Origin of the sequence: Micromonospora pallida (genome assembly GCF_900090325.1) — a bacterium.
In the GTDB taxonomy this organism is placed as follows: domain Bacteria; phylum Actinomycetota; class Actinomycetes; order Mycobacteriales; family Micromonosporaceae; genus Micromonospora; species Micromonospora pallida.
The window spans coordinates 1246942-1266969 of the sequence record NZ_FMHW01000002.1; the positions used below are offsets into that span (position 1 = coordinate 1246942).

Genomic DNA, 20028 nt, shown 5'->3' on the forward strand with positions numbered 1-20028 from the left:
TGCCGACGCCGAGTCGGCCCGGCCTGTGGCGGGGCATCTGGAGTTCAGGTCGGATCAACCTCTTGACAACTGGTATGGCAGATGAGCAGTATCTGGTTCACGCAACTGCCATCCACCAGCCTGCCGGTCTGTATCTACCATACTAGTTTTCTTCACTGGTCCGTTTTGCCCCTGTGCTTGAGCGGGCAGCAGCCGACGAAAGGGCTTCGCATGCGTACCAAGATCGCGATCGTGTCAGCCGTTACCGCGATACCTCTCGCCCTCTCGGCGTGCGGGTCCTCGGGCGACAGCGCGGCTGCCGACGGGACCAAGAGCATCGGCTTCATCTCCCAGGCCCCCCGCAACGACGGCGGGTTCACCCAGTTCGGACTGGCCGGCGTGAACGCGGCGATCGAGGCCGACAAGAACCTCAAGCTGTCCTCCATCGTCGACAACGCCGCCAACTCCCAGGAGCAGATCCAGGGACTCGAGTCGCTGGCCACGAAGAACCAGATCGTGGTCGCGGACGGCGCCTCGTTCAACAAGGCCGTCGCGGTCGTGGCGCCGAAGTATCCGAAGGTGCGCTTCATCCTGGTGGCCGCCGACCTCGACGCCTACGCCGAGAACGTCACCTCGGTCACCGCCGCCGTCGGGTACAACGCCATCGTCGTCGGGGCCGTCGCCTCGGCCCATTCCCGGACCAAGAAGCTCGGGATGATCGCCGGCCTTGAGGTCCCCTCCACCACCGCCTGGTACCACGGCATGGTCCAGGGTGCCGCGCTGGAGAATCCGAACACCAAGGTCGTGGAGACCTACACCGGCGACTTCAACGATGTCGGCAAGGCCAAGCAGGCCGCCGAAGCCATGATCGCCAGTGGTGTCGACTCGATCCTCTCCGACCTCGACAGCGGCTCCCGGGGCGTCTACCAGGCCGCCGGCGGCGCCACCAGCCCTACCGACGTGTACGACGTCTTCGCCCTGCACTGCGACTCGAGTCCCCACATCATCGGCTCCGGCGTAGTGAGCTGGTCCGACATCCTGAAGAACGCGGTCGCCGACGCCGCTGCCGACACGCTGCCGGCTGGCGCCATCAGCTACGGCCTGGGTACCGGCGCGCTGCGGTTCGAGTTCTGTCCGGGCAAGGGGACGCCGGAGGAGAAGGCGCTCGTCGAGAAGATCACCAAGGACATCACCGACGGCAAGATCGTCGCCGACAAGGGTGTTCTCCTTCCCAAGCCGGCCTACCACTTCGAGCAGCGTTAGGCCGCCGTCGATGACGACTCGTCCCGATTCCGGCCCCGCCCTGCGCGGCACGGGCAACGGAGCTTCCGCTCTCCGGCTCACCGGAGTGACCAAGAGGTTCGGCTCCTTCGTCGCCAACGACGCTGTCGACCTCGACATCGCCTGGGGTGAGATCCACGCCCTCCTCGGCGAGAACGGTGCGGGCAAGACGACGCTGATGCGGATCGTCACCGGCCTCTACACCCCGGATGAGGGTGACATCGAGCTCGACGGAGAGCCGGTGCGCTTCCGCAAGCCCGAGCACGCCCTGCGGGCCGGAATCGGGATGGTCCACCAGCATTTCACCCTGGTGCCGACCCTGACCGAACTGGAGAACCTCGCCATCGCACCCGCCGCCGTTCCGTGGCGCAACGGTCTGACCGAGGCGCGCCACCGAGCACAGGAGGTGGCTGCGGCAACCGGCCTGCGGATCTCGCCCGACCGGCTGGTCGCGGACGCGTCGGTGGGGGAGCGGCAGCGACTGGAGATCGTCAAGTTGCTCTGCCGCGGTGCCCGGATCCTGATCTTCGACGAGCCGAGCGCCGCGTTGAGCCCCGGCGAGTGGGACGAACTCGCCAACCTGATGCGGCGGCTCGCCGCCGCCGGCCACGCAGTCATCCTCATCTCGCACAAACTGTCGGAGGTCTTCAGCGTCGCGGACCGGTACACGGTGCTGCGGCGAGGCGCGGTGAGTGGTTCGGGAACCATCGCGGAGGCGACCCCCGACCACCTGGTGACCCTGATGGTCGGCGATCGAGTGGCCGACCGCCCGCCGCTTCCCGCCGGCACACCGGGTCCCGCCGTCCTCACCGTCCGCGGTCTCGACGTCGCTCGGGACGACAACCAGCCGGCCGGGCCGAAGGCGCTCCAGGGCATCGACCTCGAGGTGCGTCGAGGCGAGATCCTGGGGATCGCCGGGGTCGCCGGTAGCGGTCAGTCCGAACTCGTCGAGGTGCTCATGGGCATCCGGCCGGCGCTGTCCGGTGCCATCGAGATGGCGGGGCGGCCATTCACCCGTCGGTCGCCGCGCGAGTTCTTCCAAGCCGGCGGCGCGGTGATTCCGGAGGACCGCCACCACGCGGCGATCGTTCCCGGGATGACCCTCTGGGAGAACATCACCCTGCGATCGCTGCGCTCCGCGCCGTTGAACAGGCAGGGGGTGCTCGACGTCCGGGCGGCGTCCGCCGAGGCGCGCCGGCTGATGGACGAGTTCGACGTACGCGCCGACAGTGAGAACCTGCCGATCGGGCGGCTCTCCGGCGGAAACCAGCAGAAGGCGGTCCTCGCCCGGGAACTGTCGGGGAATCCGGACCTGCTGATCGCCGCACAGCCCGTGCGCGGTCTCGACGTACGGGCGGCGGACTTCGTCTACCGGAGCCTCGTCGCGCACCGCGAACGCGGCGGTGCCGTGCTGCTGATCTCGATGGACCTCGACGAGGTCATCTCGATGTCCGACCGGATCGCGGTGCTCGCGCACGGGCGCATCCAGGGCGTCGTCGACGCCGCGAAGGCCACCCGCGCCAGCCTCGGCGCCCTCATGACCTCGTCCGGAGAGGCTTTGTGATGCTGTCGAAAGACCTGATCATGCGGTTGCTTGTTCAGGTGGGAGTGGCCTTGGCGGCACTGGTCGTCGGCGCGCTCCTGCTGGTGGCGATCGGGGTGGCGCCGTCCGACGCCTTCCACGCCTTCTGGAGCGGCACGTTCGGTACGCCGACCAACGCCGGTACGACCCTGACCCAGGCGGTGCCGCTGCTCCTGGTCGCGCTCGGGTGGATCCTGACGACCCGGGCCGGACGTCTGCATGTCGGCTTTCCCGGTCAGATCCTCGCCGGTGGATCCCTGGCCACGGCGGTCGGGCTGCAGTGCGGAAGCCTGCCCGGCCCGGTCGCGGTGGTGCTCACCGCCATCGCCGGCATCCTCGGCGGGGCACTCTGGGCGGGCCTGACCGCCTGGTTGTGGGCCTCGCGCGGGGTACTCGAGATCGTGTCGTCGCTCCTGCTCAACCTGGTCGCGGTTCAGGCCGCGCACTGGTTGGTCCGGGGGCCGCTGCAGGGTTCCCTGGACGGTCAACCGCAGTCGGCGAACTTCCCGGCCGCCGCACTGTGGCCGAGCGTCGAGTCGATCCCCGGCCGCACTCTGTCGTACGACGTACTGCTCCTCCCGGTGTGCGCGATCGCCGTGCTGCTGCTGCTGTCGCGTACCGTGTTCGGCTTCCGCCTGCGGGTGGCCGGTGGCAACGCGGAGGCCGCCCGGTGGTCGGGCATCGATCCGGTCCGCGAAGGGGTCGCGGCCATTGTGATCTCCGGTGGGTTCGCCGGTCTCGCGGGCGCCGCGCTGCTCTTCGCCGGTTCCGCGCCCTGGATGAGTGACGGATTCGAAGCCGGCGTCGGCTTCAACGGCATCGCGGTCGCCCTGCTGGCGCGCAACTCACCGATCGGGGTGGTCGTCACCGCCGTCGTGTTCTCCGCGCTGAACGTCGGTGGGACCGCCATGCAGGCCCAGTTGGACGTGCCGTCCTCGCTGGCCTCGGTGCTCCAGGGCGCCGTCATCGTGCTGGTGCTGGTGGCGGCCATCGTCCTGCAGCGCCGCGCGAGCGCGCCGGCCGCGACCAAACCTGCCCTCGCCCGTCGGAGGTCCGGCGTCGTCGCCGCCCGCACCGGGGCCCGGACCGAGGAGGCCTGAGATGGGTATCTTCGACATCGCCTTCCTCGTCGCGGCGATCACGATCGCCGCCCCGATCCTGCTTGCCGCCACCGGGGAACTCGTCTCCGAGCGGGCCGGCGTGATGAATGTCGGGCTCGAAGGTGTGCTGCTCGTCGGCGCCTTCGGCGGCTACCTCGTGATGGCCGGCACCGGGAACATCGCGGTCGGGTTCCTCGGCGGCATCGTTGGCGGTCTGCTGTTCGGGGCGCTGATGGGCGTGCTCGCGATCGAGGCCAAGGTCGACCAGATCGTTTCCGGCATCGCACTGGCCCTGCTCGGCTACGGCCTGACGACGTTCCTCAACGACGACCTCTTCAGCCAGCCACGTGCCTTCGACCCGCTGCCCCGAATCGCGATCCCGGTGCTCTCGGACGTGCCCGTCCTCGGGTCCGCCCTCTTCACCCAGGACGCCTTCATCTATGCCACGGCGGTCGTCGTCGTCCTCGTGGCCCTGGCGCTGACCCGGACGACCTGGGGCATCAACCTGAAGGCGACCGGTGAGAATCCGGTGTCCGTCGACGCCGCCGGCGTCAGCGTCCGCGGGCTGCGCTGGGCCGGCGTCCTCTTCTCGGGGGCCTGCGCCGGAGCGGCGGGCGCGTACATCTCCATCGGCGACGTGGGTGTCTTCCGTGAGGCCATGACCGGCGGGCGCGGCTATCTGGCGATCGCCGCCGTCCTGTTCGGCGGCTGGCGGCTGAGCGGGCTGGGCGTCGCCGTCGCGATCTTCGCGGTCACCGATGCCACCCAGTTGCGGCTGCAGGCCGTCGGCGACATCCCCCGTGAGGTATGGGTCGCCGCGGCCCTCCTCATCCTGGTCGCCCTCGGCACCGGGCGTGTCCGGCGTGCGGCGACCATCTTCCGCCTCGACCGGCGGCGGGCTGGTGCCGTCGAACTTGCCGGCGTGGCGGTGGTCGCGGTGCTGGTCGTGCTCTCAGTTGTCCGACCGGCCGTGACGTTGCCGGCGTCCCTGTGGCTCGCCATGCCGTACGTGCTGGCGCTCGTCGCCCTCGCCGTCGAGGGCAAACGGCGGCACAAGGCGCCGGAGGCGCTCGCCGTTCCCTATCTGCGAAGTGAGGTCTGACTTTGATCACCGACGTTCACACGCACTTCTGGACCCGGGAGCACCAGTGCTCTCCCTGGACGGACGGGCTGGGGCGGGTCTCGAAGACGCTGGCATCCGACGAGATCGACCTGGTCACGGTGGAGTCCTACCGCCGGGGCGTCGCGCCCGCCGAGCGTACGATCGTCTTCGGACTCCAGGCGCAGGCCTCCGGGATCATGGTCCCCAACGATGCCGTCGCCGCATTCGTACGAGAAGTCGGTGGTCAGACCGTCGGCTTCATGTCGGTCGACCCGACCCGCCACGACGCGGTCGACGAGGTGGAGCGCTGCCACGCGGAACTCGGGCTGGTCGGCATCAAGATGGGGCCGATCTACCAGGGAACCTCGCCGCTGCACCCCATGACGATGCGGGTCTTCAAGACCGCGGAGCGGCTCGGCCTGCCCGTGATGATCCACCAAGGCGCGATCTTCGCGAACGCCGGCCGGCTGCCCGACGCCAACCCGCTGCTGCTCGACGACGTGGCGTGCACCTTTCCCGACCTGCGGATCGTGGTCGCACACATGGGTCACCCGTGGATCTACGAAACCGTCGTCGTGATGCGTCGGCACCGCAACGTCTTTGCCGACACGTCCGCGATCGCGAGCCGTCCGACGGTGTTGGCGAACGCCTTCTCGGCCGCCAAGGAGTACGGCGTCCTCTCCAAGGTGCTCTTCGGTAGCGACTCTCCGATGGTGGCCGCGGCCAGCGCCACCACCGCCCTAGAACAGGTCGTCGCACGGATGCGACAGATCGCCCACACGCCCATCACTGACGAGGAACTACACGGAATCCTGCACCGCCCCTCGTTCGACCTGCTCGGCATCGAGGCGCCCGCAGTGCCCCCGCCGAGTCTGCCGGCCGAGCTGACCCGAACTGCCTGCTGACCGTCCCCGGGAGACAACCATGACGACGAACCAGCCCACGCATCCGTCGGTGTTCCTGGACGCCACGGCCGTGCTCGACGGCCCGCTTCCCGTCGAGATCTCGATGGAGCCGATCCTGCAAGGGGCGCCCTTCGCCTACGAGAGAGTTCTGTACGACGCCGCCGGCGTGTTCTTCGCCGTCTGGGCGTGCGACGCCGGTGTCTATCCCCGTGTCAAGGACAAGCGGGGCTCGTTCATGTACATCATTTCCGGCGAGGCCACCATTACGGACGAGGACGGTACCTCTCACGAGCTGACCGCCGGCAGCGTGATCGTGTTGCCGTACGGCTGGGTCGGCGCCTGGGACATCCGCGAGACCATCCGGAAGGTCTACCTGCACACGACCCCGGTGCCGCCGTACCGCGCGGGCGTGCAGCCGTCCGCCTTCCTGACCGCGGCCGCCGTGATCGAAGCCGACCTGCCGGCCCCGGTGCGGACGGGAATGGCCGACTGGTCGCCGCCGACCGCGGAGACCGTCGTGTTCGACGGACCCGACGGCCGGTGCGCCGTCCAGGAGCGGGAACCCGGAGTGCGTCAGGGCGGGCTGGCCGGAACGGCGTCGTTCGTCTACGTCGTCTCCGGCGAGGCCACCGTCACCGACGCGGACGGTACCTCTCACGAGCTGACCGCCGGCAGCGCGGTCGCGCTGCCGGACGGCTGGGCCGGCACCTGGGACATCCGCACCACGATCCGGACGGTGCACGTCGACGCCACACCGGTCGCCGACAAGTGATCAGAACGGGAGAAACCTTGATCAACGACGACCCCTACGCAGCCGTGACCCCTGCGCCGCCACTGCGGGTGTTCAGCGACGACCTCGTCGACGGCGCGGAGATGCCACTGACCTTCCGTGATCCGGACATCGGGGGCACCAACAGCTCGCCCCACCTGGCCTGGGCGGACTTCCCGGCCGAGACCAAGAGCTTCGCGATCACCTGTTACGACCCGGACGCCCCCACCGGGGTCGGGTTCATGCACTGGGCCGTCGCCAACATCCCGGCAACGGTGACGGCCCTGCCTGTCGGTGCCGGCGCCCCCGACGGGCCGATGCCGGAGGGCTCCCTCACCCTCCCCAACGACCTGCGGATGCGCCAGTACATCGGTGCCAACCCGCCGCCGGGCTCGGGCCGCCACCGCTACGTCTTCCTCGTGCACGCGGTCGACGTCCCGGTACTCGAGATCGATCCCGACCTGACCCCGGTCGTCCTTGGCTTCAACCTGCACTTCCACACGCTGGCTCGGGGGAGCATGACCGTGTGGGTGGACTCGGCGGGGTGACGGTGACATGGCCGTCGAGCAGCCATCTGTCCGTTCATGGAGGCACTGAGATGACAGGAAGTTTCTCGGCCGGTTCCACCGGCCACCCCCGGTGTGCCGAGGTCGCGGGTGCCGGCTTCGCCGGCCTCACCGTGAGCATCGCGCTCGCTCGGCGCGGCTGGACCGTACGCCTGCACGAGCAGAACGACGAGGTGCGTGACTTCGGCGCCGGCATCCTCCTGTGGCGCAACGCCATGCTCGCTCTCGAGGTCATCGGGGTGGCCCCGGCGATCCGGGCGAACGGCGTGGCGCCCGCCACCTACGACACCAGCCTGAACGGCGAGCCGGTCTCCTCGGAACTGGCCGGGTACCCGTACTGGGCGATCACCCGCCCCAGGCTGCACGCGCTGCTGGTCGCGGCTGCCCGAGCGGCCGGGGTCGAGATCGTCACCGGCTCCCGGGCCGTCGGCGCCGACCCGGAGGGCGGCCTGCTGCTGGCCGACGGGACCCGGCTGGCGGCCGACCTGGTGATCGGTGCCGACGGAGCCGGCTCTGCGGTCCGTAACTCGCTGGGCGACCTCACCCAGGAGCGCAAGAAGTACCAGGACGGAGTCTGCCGGGTCCTCATCCCGCGGCCCGAGGAGTTCCAGGGGCCCGAGTGGGACCGGGTCATCGACTTCTGGACCCTGGAGCCGGACCCGATGCGCATCCTGTTCATCCCCACCGGGCCCGACAAGATCTACATGGGCATGATGGCGACGACCACCAACGAGCGCGCCTCACGGATCCCGATCGACGTCGAGGTCTGGTCGGAGCGCTTCCCGCATCTGGCCACGGCGGTGCGACTGGCCGGCCGGGCCGAGGGCGGCCGGCACGACACCTACCAGACCAACCGGGTCACCCCCTGGTCGATCGGCCAGGCGGTGCTGGTCGGCGACGCGGCGCACGCCATGTGTCCGGCGCTCGGCCAGGGCGCCAGCGTCGGCATCGTCAACGCGGTCGAACTCGCCCACACCCTCGACCAGTACGACGACGTCGGCGAAGCGCTGACGGTGTGGGAGCAGCGGGAACGGTCGATGACCGACGCCGCCCAGGCCCGCAGCGCGTACATGGCCGAGACCCGCACGCTGGCAAAGGGCAGTGGCTTCACACCCGAGGTGATGGAAACCGCGAACTTCGTGCTCGCCGCGGCCACTCCCGAGAACGTGGCGAGCTACCCGGTCCCGGAGGCGAACCGGTCATGGTGAACGGGCCGCAGAGCGTCACAGTCGGCGATGTCGAGATCACCCGGGTCCAGGAGTACACCGGCCCCAGCCCGGCCACCCCCGGCTTCCTGTTCCCCGACAGCGACCCGGGGTACTGGCGGGACAACGCCGACTGGCTGGACCCGGACTTCTTCGACGCCGGGCGGGGACGGCTGCGGTCGGTGCTGCACACGTGGCTGATCCGCAGCCAGGGTGCGGTGATCCTGCTGGACACCGGCGCCGGCAACGGAAAGGAACGCCCGTACGCGCCGGTGTACGCCCACCACGACACCGCGTACCTGGCCAACCTCGCGGACGCCGGCGTACGCCCGGAGGACGTGGACATCGTCATCAACACCCACCTGCACGTCGACCACGTGGGGTGGAACACCCGCCTACAGGGCCGCGAGTGGGTGCCCACCTTCCCGAACGCGCGCTACCTCATCACCGAGGAGGACTTCGTGTTCTGGGATCCGGTGAAGCACCCGCGACCGCCCGCCGACGGCAACCAGAACGTGTTCGAGGACAGTGTCGTGCCGGTACACCGGGCCGGCCTGGTCGAGTTGTGGAGCGGCGAGTACCGGATCGACTCCGACCTGCTGCTGCAGGCCGCGCCCGGGCACACGCCCGGTTCCTCGGTGCTGCGCCTGCAGTCCAGGGGCGCTGGTGCGCTCTTCGTCGGCGACATCCTGCACTCACCCGTGCAGATCGCCGAACCCGACGTCAACAGTTGCTTCTGCGAGGACCCGGCGCTGGCCCGCGCCACCCGTCGCCGGCTGCTCGGCGAGGCCGCCGACCGCTCCCTGCTCGTCTTCCCGGCCCACTTCGGCGGGCACTCCGCCTGCCACGTCGCCGCCGCCGGTGACGCGTTCGTCATCCGTGACTGGGCCGACCTGGCCCGGATCTGAACCACCGTACGGAAGGAATCCACCCACCGTGAACGAGGACCTGTACGAAGCCGGCATCGCGATGCGCCGGCGGGTACTCGGCGACGCCCACGTCGACGCCTCGCTGGCCGCCGCCACCGACTTCTCCATCGACCTGCAGGAGTACGTGACGAAGTACTGCTGGGGGGACATCTGGAACCGCCCGGGGCTCAGCCTGGAGGAGCGCAGCCTGATCAACCTCGCCATGATCACCGCTCTGAACCGGGGACACGAGTTCAAGGCGCACGTGCGCGGTGCCCTGAACAACGGAGTCTCCCGGGAGAAGATCAAGGAGGTCCTCATGCAGACCGCCTTCTACTGCGGCGGGCCCGCCGCGTTGGAGAGCTTCCGCCTCGCCGCCGAGGTCTTCGCCACCGTGGACGCCGAGTGACCGGCGGGGGAATCCAGCACCTCGGGTTCGTCGGCCTCGGCAGGATGGGCTGGCCGATGGCCGCGCGACTGTACGACGCGGGCTACCAGCTCACCGTCGCCGACGCCGCGCCGGGGGTCGCCGAGGGGTTCGTCACCGACCATCCGTTGGCGGTCACTGCCCGTACGGTCGATGCCTACCGTGCCGTGGACGCCCTGATCCTGATGCTGCCGAACTCGGCGGTCGTCGAGTCGGTGCTCGAGGGCGACGGGGTCGCGGCGGCGCTGCGACCCGGCACGCTGGTCGTCGACATGAGCTCCTCCGAGCCGCTGCGGACCCGCGCGCTGGCCGAGCGGCTGGCCGCCCGGCGCCTGCGGATGCTCGACGCCCCCGTCTCCGGCGGGGTGCGCGGCGCGGTCGCCGGAACGCTGGCGGTCCTGGCCGGCGGGGAGGACGCCGATCTGGCCGAGGTACGGCCGGTGCTGCAACGGTTGGCCCGTACCGTCATCCCGGTCGGCCCCGTCGGGTCCGGGCACACGGCGAAGGCGCTGAACAATCTGGTCTCGGCCACCACCATCTCCGTGACGGTGGAGGCCCTACGGCTGGGGGAGCGGTTCGGCATCCCACCGGAGACGCTGACAGAGGTGCTCAACAGCTCCTCCGGACGTTCCAACACCAGTGAGAACAAGGTCGCGCAGTTCATGATCAGCGGCAGCTACGACTCGGGGTTCGCGCTGCACCTGATGGCCAAGGACGTCGGGATCGCCGTCGACCTGGCGCGCGAACTCGGCCAGCCCACCGAGGTCGCGGACGGTGTGGCCCGGCAGTGGCGGCGGATCGCCGGTGCGGTCACGCCGCAGGTCGACCACACCGCCATGTACGAGCTGATCGGCGGTGACCGGTGAACGCCCCGTTGCTGCACTGGATCGACGGTGAGGCCGTCGCGCCCACCGCCGGGGAGTTCCGCTCCGGCACGAATCCGGCGACCGGTGGCGTCGGGGCGCAGGTCGCCCAGGGCACGGCCGCCGATGTCGACCTCGCCGTGCGGGCGGCCCATACCGCGGCATCCGGGTGGCGTCGGATCGCGTCGCTGGAGCGCGGCCGGATCCTGGCGGCCATCGGTCGGCGGTTGCTCGTGGACCTCGACGCGCTGGCCGAGTTGGAGAGCCTCGACACCGGCAAGCCGCTCGCCCTCGCCGCAGCCGAGATCCGCGGCGCCGCGGAGTACTTCGAGTTCTACGCGGCCCTGGTGAACCTGCCGGCGGGCGACGTCCTCGACATCCGGCCCGACCTGCATGTCTACACCCTGCGCGAACCGTTCGGGGTGGTCGGGGTGATCACGCCGTGGAACCTGCCGCTCAACCAGGCAGCCCGGGCCTGCGCTCCGGCGCTCGCCGCCGGCAACACGATCGTCGCCAAGCCCGCCGAAAGCACCTCGCAGACCACCGTGGCGCTGGCCCGCATCGCCAGCGAGGAAGGACTACCCCCGGGGGTGCTCAACGTGGTCCTCGGCCGCGGCGCCGAGGTCGGGACCGCGATCGTGCAGCACCCGCTGGTGCGCAAGGTCGCCTTCACCGGTTCGGTCCGCGTCGGGCAGGACATCGGCCGCATCGCGGCGGACCGTATCCTCCCGCTCACTCTCGAACTCGGCGGCAAGTCGGCCAACATCGTCTTCGCCGACGCCGACCTCGATTTCGCCGCGGCCGAGGCCGTCCGTGCCTTTATGACCAACGCGGGCCAGGTCTGCTCCTCCGGAACCCGGCTCCTGGTCGAGCGGTCGGTCCAGGAGCGGTTCACCGCTGCGGTGGTCGAGGCCACCCGGCGGTTGGCCCCTGGCCGGGACGTGGGTCCGATGATCACGCAGGGCCAGTACGACACGGTACGGCGGTACTTCGCGATCGCCGCCGAGGAAGGCGCCCGGGTCGAACTCGGCGGCGGCGTGGTCACCGATCCCGAGCTGGACGGGGGCTTCTACGTCCAGCCCACGATCTACTCGGACGTCGACAACGAGATGCGGATCGCCCGGGAGGAGATCTTCGGACCGGTCCTGGTGATCATCCCCTTCGACACCGAGCAGGAGGCCGTCGCACTCGCCAACGACTCGGATTTCGGCCTGGTCGGGGGAGTCTTCACCGAGGACGTCTCCCGTGCCTTCCGAGTGGCCGAATCGCTCGAAGCCGGGCAGGTCTACGTCAACTCGTGGTCGACCCAGTCGGTCCAGATGCCGTTCGGTGGGCACAAGCAGAGCGGCTACGGGCGGGAGAAGGGCATCGAGGCGCTGTACCACTACACGCACGTGAAGAGCATCAGCGTACGGCTGGCTCCCCGCCGCTGAGGGCGGTACGCCCGCACAGCGCGGTGCCGCATACCGGGATTGCTGGAATACCAGCATGGTCGACCGTTGGCCAAAGAGTTATGGCCACCACGATGTCTATTGGTATGGCAGGACTCTCTCAGGAGGTTGCACTATGACGAGCGCGCTCCAGACCGCCTCGTCGGTCGAGGCCGACATCAGGCTCGCGGAGAAGATGTTCATCGGCGGCGAGTGGGTGGCGGCTACCAGCGGTCGGACCTTGCCGGTCTATGACCCCGCCGACGGCAGGGTGGTCGTCGAGGTGTCGGCCAGCGACGCGAGTGACGTCGACCGGGCGGTCGCGGCCGCCCGCGCCGCCTTCGCGCCAGGCGGCTCGTGGCGGTCGCTCACCCCCCAGGCCCGCGGCCGGCTGATCTGGCGGCTGGCCGACCTGATCGAGGAGAACGCCGAGCGGCTCGCCGCGCTCGACTCGATCGACAGCGGAAAGCCGATCAACGAGATGCGGTACTTCGACATTCCGTTCTCGGTGGACGTACTGCGCTACTACGCCGGCTGGACAACGAAGATCACCGGCGAGACGATTCCGATCTCCTACCCGGCCAGCCACGGCGGGAGGTTCCACGCCTACACCCTCAAAGAGCCGGTGGGCGTGGTCGCTGCGATCGTACCGTGGAACCTGCCGCTGCTCATGGCCGTCAAGAAGCTCGCGCCCGCTCTCGCCACCGGGTGCACCATCGTGCTCAAGCCGGCCGAGCAGACCCCGATCTCCATCGCGCTGCTCGCGCAGCTCACGGTCGAGGCCGGTATCCCGGCCGGCGTGGTGAACTACGTGACCGGGTTCGGTGAGACCGCCGGCGCGGCCCTCGTCGAGCACCCCGGCGTGGACAAGGTGACCTTCACCGGCTCGGTACCCACCGGCAAGGCGATCGTGCGAGCCGCCACCGGCAACCTCAAGCGCGTCTCACTCGAACTGGGCGGAAAATCCCCCAACATCGTCTTCGACGACGCCGACCTTGACGCCGTGATCGCCGGAGCAGCCGCCGCGGCCTTCGCCACCCAGGGCGAGAGCTGCATCGCCGGCTCCCGCCTCTACGTGCAGCGCGGCGTCTTCGACGAGGTCGTCCAGCGGCTCGCGAAGCACGCGGCCTCGATCACGCTCGGTCGAGGTACCGACCCCGCCACGCAGATGGGGCCGTTGATCTCGGCCGAGCACCGCGACAAGGTCCTCGGGTACGTCGAGATCGGCGTGAGCGAGGGCGCCGAGGTGGTCACGGGCGGCCGCGCGCCGCAGGGCGAGTCCTACGCCGGCGGCTACTTCGTGGAGCCGACTGTCATCGTCAACGCCCGGCCGGATTCGCGGATCATGCACGAGGAGATCTTCGGCCCGGTCGTCTCGGTCGTACCGTTCGACACCGAGGAGGAGGTGCTGGTACTGGCCAACAACACCCGCTTCGGCCTCGGCGCTGGCGTGTGGACGCGTGACGTCTCGCGGGCGCACCGGATGGCCGCCGCAATCGAGTCCGGTCAGGTGTGGGTCAACTGCTACCAGGCGGCCGACTCGGCGCTCCCGTTCGGTGGCACCAAGGAGTCCGGCTGGGGCCGGGAGACCTGCCGGGAGTCGCTGGAGGAGTACCTCGAGACCAAGACAGTCGTGGTGTCCCTGTGAGCGACTCCCGCGTCGACTACGACTACATCGTGGTGGGAGCTGGGACGGCCGGGTGCGTTCTCGCCGCCCGGCTCAGCGAGGACCCGGCGGTCCGGGTGCTGCTGATCGAGGCGGGCCGGGCCGATCTCAGCGAACGGATCACGACGACGTCCACCTGGCCGGCGCTGCAGCGGACGGAGGTGGACTGGGCCTTCCGGACCGTCCGGCAGGTCGGCACCGGCAAGGTCCATGACATCCCGCGCGGACGTACCGTCGGCGGCACCGGCAGCATCAACGCGATGGCCTTCCTGCGCGGCGACCGTAGCGACTTCGACACCTGGGCGTACCTCGGCTGTACCGGATGGGACTACGCCTCCGTGCTGCCGTACTTCATGCGTTCCGAGACGTCCGCCCACGGCGACCCGGCGTACCGGGGGCAGACCGGCCCGCTCCGTCCGGCACCGGCCGCGCAGCTACATCCGCTGTCTCGGGCCTACCTGGCCGCCGCGGCCCAGGCTGGCCACCCGGTCGTCGACGATCTGAACGGCGCCGAGCTGCGCGGCGCCAGCAGCCACGACCTGCTCATCGTTGACGGGCAGCGGCAGAGCACCGCGACGGCGTACCTCGAACCGGCGCTCGGCCGGGCGAACCTCGGCCTGGTGACCGGAGCGTTCGTGGAGCGGGTGGTCATCGACGGTGACCGGTGCCTCGGTGTCGACGTGGTCGTCGACGGCGAGCGGCGCCACTACGCGGCGGAGATCGACACCATTCTCTGCGCGGGCGCCATCGGTACGCCCCACCTCCTGCTCACCTCGGGGGTCGGCCCCGCTCAGGCCCTGGAGCGCGTCGGCGTCAAGGTACTCCACGACCTGCCGGGCGTGGGGCAGAGCCTCCAGGACCACATTATTCTGGCCGGCCTCACCGTCGAGGCCGGCCGCCCGCTCCCGCCCGCCAGCGGAAATCTCGGCGAGACGACGCTCCTGCTGGACAGTGAGCCCGGGCGGGCGTCGATCGACCTGCAGATCGTCTTCATCCATGTTCCCTTCACCAACCCCTGGCAGTCGGCGCCCGAGCATGGCTACACCTTCGGCATCGGGCACATGCGTCCCGCCAGCCGGGGCGTGCTGGAACTGGCCAGCCCCGACCCGGCGGTGCCGCCCCGCATCGACTTCCGTTATCTCGACGAACCCACCGACATCCGGGCCCTGGTGTCCGGTGTCCGGCACGCCCTGCAGCTCAGCGAGATGCCGGCCTTCGACGACTGGAGGGCGAAATCGCACCCGCTTCTGGCCGCCGATGACGCCACGATCACGGCGTTCGTCCGGGAGGCGGTGCAGTCCTACGGACATGCGGCCGGCTCGTGCCGGATGGGCGTGGACTCGCTTGCGGTTGTGGACCCGCAGCTCCGGGCGAAGGGGTTGTACGGACTGCGGATCGCCGACGCCTCGGTCATGCCGACCATCGTGTCGACCAACACCAACGCGGCGACGGTGATGATTGCCGAGAAGGCCGCGGACCTTGCGCGGGGGATCACCGCCGCAGTCTGACCCGAATCCCAGTTCCCGGGGCAGGTACTCCCACTGGATCGCGGTGCAGAGGACGAACAGGATCCCACACAACGCCTTGCGGTCATCCCTCACGTTCAGACAGAACGCTCCTCACGTCCCGAGGACACGCCCACCGTCATTACGTTAGGAGTAAGGCCACTGTGGGTTCCGATCACGGATAGGAGCTGTAGTTTCTCGTAGCTCTCACTGCCGGGAACGGCGGTGTAGACGAGAAGGCAGTGTGACTGATCGGGGTCGAGAAGTGTCTGGCAGGCAAGTTCGAGGGCGCCGAGCTCGGGGTGCATGAAGCGTTTGGTGCCGTTGTGGCGGACACCGACTTCGTGTTCGCTCCAGACGGTGCGGAATTCTTCGCTGCGGGCGAGCAGGAGGTGTTGCAGGTGAGCAGCCCATGAGTCAGGCCCGCGGAGGGTGACCGTTCTACGGAGTCCGGCGGCGAAGAAGCGGGAGTGCCGCGCGTGGTCGTCGGGGTGGTACAGGGCCCGGGTGGCCGGGTCGGTGAACCACCGGTAACCGATGCTGCGGGCTGGGCCGCGGTATCGGGTGAGGTCGCCGGTGAGAGCGACGCCGAGCGGGGTCTGCCGCAGTGTTTCGCCGAGCTCGGTGACGATTTCGGCGGGGGTGTCGGTGAGCCGGTCGAAGATGCGGAGCAGACCGGGACTGATGTGTCCGCTGGTCGCGCTTCTCGTGGGAGGGTTGTGCCCGGCGAGGCGGAACAGGTGGTCGCGTTCGTCGAGGGACAGATGTAGACCCTGCGCGATCGAGGCGATCATCTGCTCGGAGGGGTGAGGTCCGCGCTCACGTTCGATCCGGCTGTAGTAGTCGGTGGAGATATGGCAGAGCGTGGCGACTTCTTCGCGGCGCAAACCAGTGGTTCTGCGCCGCTGCCCGCGCGGGAGACCGACGTCTTCGGGCTGCAATGACTCTCGGCGGCGACGGAGGAACTCGGCGAGCCCGGCTCGATCGATCATGGCTGCTTCCTCCCTGGTTGCCGCTCTGCTGTTCTACCACTGGCGCCTGACCGCAGCCTCGGATTGTCGATCCCCCCTTCACGGTCGGCCCGGTCCGGGAAGCCTCGGATCGGTAGGCCGTGGTTGACCCGGTGGTGTCGGTGCAGCCTGGAGTCGCACCCACCTTCGCCGCGTACCACCGTGGGATCGATCAAGAGAAACCAGGAGCAGCAGCATGGCACGCACACAGCCGGACATCACCGTTCCCGACCTCTCCGGGAAACTCGCCGTCGTCACCGGCGCCAGCGACGGCGTCGGATTGGTCCTGGCCAGTCGCCTCGCCGCAGCCGGTGCGGAAGTCGTCATGCCCGTCCGCAACCGTCAGAAGGGCGAAGCGGCGGTCACGAAGATCAAGCGGCAGCACCCGAAATCCGCCGTGTCCCTGCGCGAGCTCGACCTGTCGTCGCTGGGCTCGGTCGCCGCGCTCGGTGCCACGCTGCGCAGCGAGAACCGTCCGATCCACATGCTTATCAACAACGCCGGCGTGATGACTCCACCAGACCGGCAGACCACCGAGGAAGGGTTCGAGCTCCAGTTCGGCAGCAACCACCTGGGTCACTTCGCTCTGGTCTCCCACCTGCTGCCCCTGTTGCGAGCGGGGCGCGCGCGGGTGACCTCGCAGATCAGTATCGCCGCGAACGAGAACGCCATCAACTGGGACGACCTGAACTGGGAACGGTCCTACCACGGCCGCCGCGCGTACAGCCAGTCCAAGATCGCGTTCGGCCTGTTCGGGCTCGAGTTGGATCGACGTAGCCAGGCCGCCGGCTGGGGGATCAGCAGCAACATCTCCCACCCCGGAGTCGCCCCGACCAGTCTGTTGGCCGCGCGTCCCGAGATGGGCCGGACAACGGACACCGCTGGCGTACGCATCATCCGCGCTCTCTCCCGCCGCGGCATCCTCCTCGGCACGGTCGAGACGGCGGCGCTTCCGGCCCTGCTCGCGGCTACCTCCCCGGACGCACGCGGCGCCCGCTTCTACGGTCCCAGCGGTCTCGGGCACCTTGCCGGGGCACCCGCCGAACAGCCCGTCTACTCCCGGCTGCGCAGCGAGGAGGACGCCCGACGTATCTGGCGGATCTCCGAGAAACTCACTCACACGTCCTTCCCGGACGAGCTTTCCAGGACGGCTCCGAGGGACGGCAGATGAGCGACCGAGCCGGCCGGCGAGACGCGGATCGAGCGGTCTGGCTACGGCCGTCGCGCCGCGAGGCCCATGCCGCGCCCTCACCATCCGCTGCGGCGGCGGCCCGCCGCACTACGGGCGGGAGGACGCAGGGCAACGAGGACGGTCCTGTTACCTGTTAGGACCTCAGCAGGCCTGAGTCCGCGCAAACTTGTTCCGGGTCGCAGCGGGGCGGACTACGTGGCCGTGGCCTTGTGCTTGCCGTTTCCAACGACGAGCTCGAGATCCACCGGCAGCAGCCCAACGCTTCCGGATTCCCATCGCCGAGCCGGCCCCGAGGCTGCGGAACCGCGACTTACAGCGGAGAACGGGGGGACCAGGTGACAGACAGACTCCCTCTGTTGAGCGCACGGCTGGCATTCGGCCTGGACGCGCAGCGCACCGACCGCAAGGCATCCGAGGACGCGGCGCCGGCGGCCCGGGGATCGAATTCTGGGCGGACCGCCGGCTACGGAGCCCAGGAGTTCGGCTCTCGCCGGCACCACTCGCTCATCACATCAATCTCGGGCACTGCCGAGCGGAAGTCCTGAAGACCCGACCACCGGTCCCTGGGGAGTTAGACATGACCAGTTCCACTTCAACGAGTTCCCTCTGGCGGGCCTGGACGCCGATCACCCAGCAGGCCGGCTCGCTGCGCATCGTCGAGGCGCGGGGCAACCGCGTCCGTGACGCGGAGGACAACTGGTACCTGGACGGCGTCTCCGGAGTTCTGAACGCGTCGTGCGGGCACGGACATCCACGGCTGATCGAAGCCGCGAATCAACAGCTCCAGAAACTCGTCCACTACGACCCCATGGTGTCGAGCCACGACCCTGCCGAGACGCTGGCGTCGCGGCTGGCCGCGATCCTGCCGGGCGAGCTGAACGAGACCTGCCTCGTCAACAGCGGCTCGGAGGCCACGGAGGCGGCCCTCAGGATCGCCCTCCAGTACTGGCACAACATCGGCGAGGGCCGCAATCGGGTCATCACCTTCGAGGCGGGTTACCACGGGACGACCCACCTGGCCCAGCAGCTCTCCGGGTTGCCGTTCACCGTCAGCGAATGGTCCGCGCCCTTCCCGATCGACCGCGTCGCCCTGCCGGCATCACCGCGCGCGTTGCGCACCGAAGAGGGCGCCGACACACTTATCGCACTGTTCGCCCAGGCGATCGAGGCCGGCCCGCCCGCCGCAGCGGTCATGGTCGAGCCGTTGCTGGGCCTCGGGGGCTGTGTCGTGCTGCCGAACGGATTCCTCGCCAGGCTCAGGCAACTGTGCGACCAGCACGGCACGTTGCTCATCCTCGACGAGGTCTTCTGCGGATTCGGCCGCACTGGCCGGATGTTCGGCTTCGAGCACGAAGGGATCACGCCCGACATCGTCACGATGAGCAAGGGAATCAGCGGCGGTTACCTTCCGCTGGCCGCGGTGACGGTCACCTCGCCGATCAAGGCGACGTTCACCCGGGAACCGATCGCCCGCGGCCTCCGTTACGGGCACACGACAGGCGGCCACGCCGTCGCGAGCGCTGTCGGGAACGCCGTGCTCGACGTCATGGCCGACGAGAAACTCGTCGAGAACTCGGCAACCCAGGGTGCTCTGCTGCTGGACGAACTGCGGAAGCTCGAATCGAGCCCGCTCGTCACCGATGTACGCGGGCTCGGACTGGTGATCGCCATCGAGGCCGACAGCCCGGAGTCCGCCGCTGCCATCGGGAACGCGGCCGTCCGATCGGGAGTGATGGTACGCCACGAACGCGGCGTGATCCGGATAGCGCCCCCGCTGACGATCACCGCCGACGAGACCACGGAAATGATTCAGAAGATCAGCGATGCCGTCGACGTCGCCGCCACAGCGCACGCCTGATCCGAACACCCGATACGGCGCGGAGCGATGCCGGAGAATGTGGCGTTCAGCGTAGTTCTTCGGCATCCGGACATCGAGCGCGGCCGTGTTTCTCGGTGCCGCCTTGGCGTTGGCCGCCCTCTTCTGGTCGTTCTACATCGACGTCGACGAGGCGGGGATGACTGTTCGGGCGCGTGGTGCCACGACGCGGCTGCCGTGGAGTTCGGTGGAGATGTTGACGGTGGCGAAGAGGGGCGCCGACTGGAAAAATCCGGAGTTGGAGATCCGGGTGGCGCCCGGTGTGCGGATCAGGAGGCGCTTCGGCCGCGGGCACGAGGGGCGGCGGGTGTACGAGCTGCTGTCGCTGGAGAGTTTCACTCTTCCGGCCGAGCAGGTGGTCGCCATCCTGGACAAACACAGTGGCGGCAAGGTCGACGCGCAGGACTACCTCAACTATCGGGCGGGCAAGCGAGCGGTCGCCCGGTGGTTGACCGAGCAGCAGCGCACCCGTGACCGGTCCGACGAAGGAAACGGCGAGGCTCGGTGAAGACGCGTAGCCGTCAGCGGAGGCGACCGAATCAACTGATCGACCAGCGATGTTCTTGTTGGCCGTCTGCGGTGGACAACTGGTGGGTCTGCCGTTGTGGTGGTGCCGGCCTACTCTTCTCTGTTGGATCGGTTGAGGAGTCGAGAGGAGGGCC

Annotated in this window: 18 protein-coding genes; 17 read left to right on the top strand and 1 reads right to left on the bottom strand. The window is 69.2% G+C overall.

Annotation, left to right across the window (positions count from 1 at the left end):
• Positions 1–210: 210 nt before the first annotated feature.
• From GA0074692_RS05550 to GA0074692_RS05615, 14 genes are all read left to right on the top strand, one after another.
• Positions 211–1242, top strand: coding sequence for a BMP family lipoprotein (locus GA0074692_RS05550; protein ID WP_218106560.1), 1032 nt, complete (start codon positions 211–213; stop codon positions 1240–1242).
• A 10-nt stretch (positions 1243–1252) separates the two neighbouring features.
• Positions 1253–2824 carry an ABC transporter ATP-binding protein gene (locus tag GA0074692_RS05555; RefSeq protein WP_091640046.1) on the top strand — a complete coding sequence of 524 codons (1572 nt, stop codon included), beginning with the start codon at positions 1253–1255 and terminating at the stop codon, positions 2822–2824.
• Positions 2824–3942, top strand: a complete 1119-nt coding sequence (locus tag GA0074692_RS05560) for an ABC transporter permease (RefSeq protein WP_245730606.1) — start codon at positions 2824–2826, stop codon at positions 3940–3942. Before GA0074692_RS05555 ends, GA0074692_RS05560 begins: the two co-directional genes overlap by 1 nt.
• Before the next feature lies 1 nt (position 3943).
• A complete protein-coding gene (locus GA0074692_RS05565) occupies positions 3944–5044 on the top strand; it encodes an ABC transporter permease (protein ID WP_091640051.1) in 1101 nt (366 codons plus the stop codon).
• Positions 5045–5046: 2 nt separating this feature from the next.
• On the top strand, positions 5047–5949 hold the full coding sequence (locus tag GA0074692_RS05570) for an amidohydrolase family protein (RefSeq protein WP_176738317.1): 903 nt from the start codon (positions 5047–5049) through the stop codon (positions 5947–5949).
• A 19-nt stretch (positions 5950–5968) separates the two neighbouring features.
• A complete protein-coding gene (locus GA0074692_RS05575; RefSeq protein WP_091640056.1) occupies positions 5969–6721 on the top strand; it encodes a cupin domain-containing protein in 753 nt (250 codons plus the stop codon).
• A 17-nt stretch (positions 6722–6738) separates the two neighbouring features.
• Positions 6739–7266 carry a YbhB/YbcL family Raf kinase inhibitor-like protein gene (locus tag GA0074692_RS05580; protein WP_281198770.1) on the top strand — a complete coding sequence of 176 codons (528 nt, stop codon included), beginning with the start codon at positions 6739–6741 and terminating at the stop codon, positions 7264–7266.
• A 50-nt stretch (positions 7267–7316) separates the two neighbouring features.
• Complete coding sequence (locus GA0074692_RS05585) at positions 7317–8492, top strand: FAD-dependent oxidoreductase (protein WP_091640058.1); 1176 nt, start codon at positions 7317–7319, stop codon at positions 8490–8492.
• The gene (locus tag GA0074692_RS05590) at positions 8486–9397 is read left to right on the top strand and encodes an MBL fold metallo-hydrolase (protein WP_091640061.1); all 912 of its coding nucleotides are present in this window, start codon (positions 8486–8488) and stop codon (positions 9395–9397) included. The genes GA0074692_RS05585 and GA0074692_RS05590 overlap by 7 nt, the downstream gene beginning before the upstream one ends.
• A 28-nt stretch (positions 9398–9425) precedes the next feature.
• Positions 9426–9806, top strand: a complete 381-nt coding sequence (locus GA0074692_RS05595) for a carboxymuconolactone decarboxylase family protein (protein ID WP_245730182.1) — start codon at positions 9426–9428, stop codon at positions 9804–9806.
• The gene (locus GA0074692_RS05600; RefSeq protein ID WP_281198771.1) at positions 9803–10690 is read left to right on the top strand and encodes an NAD(P)-dependent oxidoreductase; all 888 of its coding nucleotides are present in this window, start codon (positions 9803–9805) and stop codon (positions 10688–10690) included. Before GA0074692_RS05595 ends, GA0074692_RS05600 begins: the two co-directional genes overlap by 4 nt.
• A complete protein-coding gene (locus GA0074692_RS05605; RefSeq protein WP_218106562.1) occupies positions 10687–12120 on the top strand; it encodes an aldehyde dehydrogenase family protein in 1434 nt (477 codons plus the stop codon). Before GA0074692_RS05600 ends, GA0074692_RS05605 begins: the two co-directional genes overlap by 4 nt.
• 133 nt (positions 12121–12253) lie before the next feature.
• Positions 12254–13765 carry an aldehyde dehydrogenase family protein gene (locus GA0074692_RS05610; RefSeq protein WP_091640063.1) on the top strand — a complete coding sequence of 504 codons (1512 nt, stop codon included), beginning with the start codon at positions 12254–12256 and terminating at the stop codon, positions 13763–13765.
• On the top strand, positions 13762–15291 hold the full coding sequence (locus tag GA0074692_RS05615) for a GMC family oxidoreductase (RefSeq protein ID WP_091640066.1): 1530 nt from the start codon (positions 13762–13764) through the stop codon (positions 15289–15291). The genes GA0074692_RS05610 and GA0074692_RS05615 overlap by 4 nt, the downstream gene beginning before the upstream one ends.
• Positions 15292–15386: 95 nt before the next feature.
• Here the strand turns inward: GA0074692_RS05615 and GA0074692_RS05620 are convergent, their stop codons facing one another.
• Positions 15387–16280: a helix-turn-helix transcriptional regulator gene (locus GA0074692_RS05620; protein ID WP_091640069.1), complete on the bottom strand. Its 894-nt coding sequence runs from the start codon at positions 16278–16280 to the stop codon at positions 15387–15389.
• A 214-nt stretch (positions 16281–16494) separates the two neighbouring features.
• On the opposite strand from GA0074692_RS05620, the gene GA0074692_RS05625 reads away from it, so the two are divergent.
• From GA0074692_RS05625 to GA0074692_RS05635, 3 genes are all read left to right on the top strand, one after another.
• Entirely contained in the window at positions 16495–17469 is a 975-nt protein-coding gene (locus GA0074692_RS05625) for an SDR family oxidoreductase (RefSeq protein ID WP_091640071.1), read from the top strand.
• 598 nt (positions 17470–18067) lie between these two features.
• Positions 18068–19348 (top strand): aminotransferase family protein, encoded by a 1281-nt coding sequence (locus GA0074692_RS05630; protein WP_091640073.1) that lies wholly within the window; start codon positions 18068–18070, stop codon positions 19346–19348.
• A gap of 85 nt (positions 19349–19433) precedes the next feature.
• A complete protein-coding gene (locus GA0074692_RS05635) occupies positions 19434–19874 on the top strand; it encodes a hypothetical protein (protein WP_091640076.1) in 441 nt (146 codons plus the stop codon).
• The last annotated feature ends 154 nt before the right edge of the window (positions 19875–20028 follow it).

What these genes read in the sequence shown, in the direction of transcription:
- GA0074692_RS05550 (WP_218106560.1), top strand. Translation starts at nt 211, where the DNA reads ATGCGTACCAAGATCGCGATCGTGTCAGCCGTTACCGCGATACCTCTC.
- GA0074692_RS05555 (WP_091640046.1), top strand. Translation starts at nt 1,253, where the DNA reads ATGACGACTCGTCCCGATTCCGGCCCCGCCCTGCGCGGCACGGGCAAC.
- GA0074692_RS05560 (WP_245730606.1), top strand. Translation starts at nt 2,824, where the DNA reads ATGCTGTCGAAAGACCTGATCATGCGGTTGCTTGTTCAGGTGGGAGTG.
- GA0074692_RS05565 (WP_091640051.1), top strand. Translation starts at nt 3,944, where the DNA reads ATGGGTATCTTCGACATCGCCTTCCTCGTCGCGGCGATCACGATCGCC.
- GA0074692_RS05575 (WP_091640056.1), top strand. Translation starts at nt 5,969, where the DNA reads ATGACGACGAACCAGCCCACGCATCCGTCGGTGTTCCTGGACGCCACG.
- GA0074692_RS05585 (WP_091640058.1), top strand. Translation starts at nt 7,317, where the DNA reads ATGACAGGAAGTTTCTCGGCCGGTTCCACCGGCCACCCCCGGTGTGCC.
- GA0074692_RS05590 (WP_091640061.1), top strand. Translation starts at nt 8,486, where the DNA reads ATGGTGAACGGGCCGCAGAGCGTCACAGTCGGCGATGTCGAGATCACC.
- GA0074692_RS05610 (WP_091640063.1), top strand. Translation starts at nt 12,254, where the DNA reads ATGACGAGCGCGCTCCAGACCGCCTCGTCGGTCGAGGCCGACATCAGG.
- GA0074692_RS05620 (WP_091640069.1), bottom strand. Translation starts at nt 16,280, where the DNA reads ATGATCGATCGAGCCGGGCTCGCCGAGTTCCTCCGTCGCCGCCGAGAG.
- GA0074692_RS05625 (WP_091640071.1), top strand. Translation starts at nt 16,495, where the DNA reads ATGGCACGCACACAGCCGGACATCACCGTTCCCGACCTCTCCGGGAAA.
- GA0074692_RS05630 (WP_091640073.1), top strand. Translation starts at nt 18,068, where the DNA reads ATGACCAGTTCCACTTCAACGAGTTCCCTCTGGCGGGCCTGGACGCCG.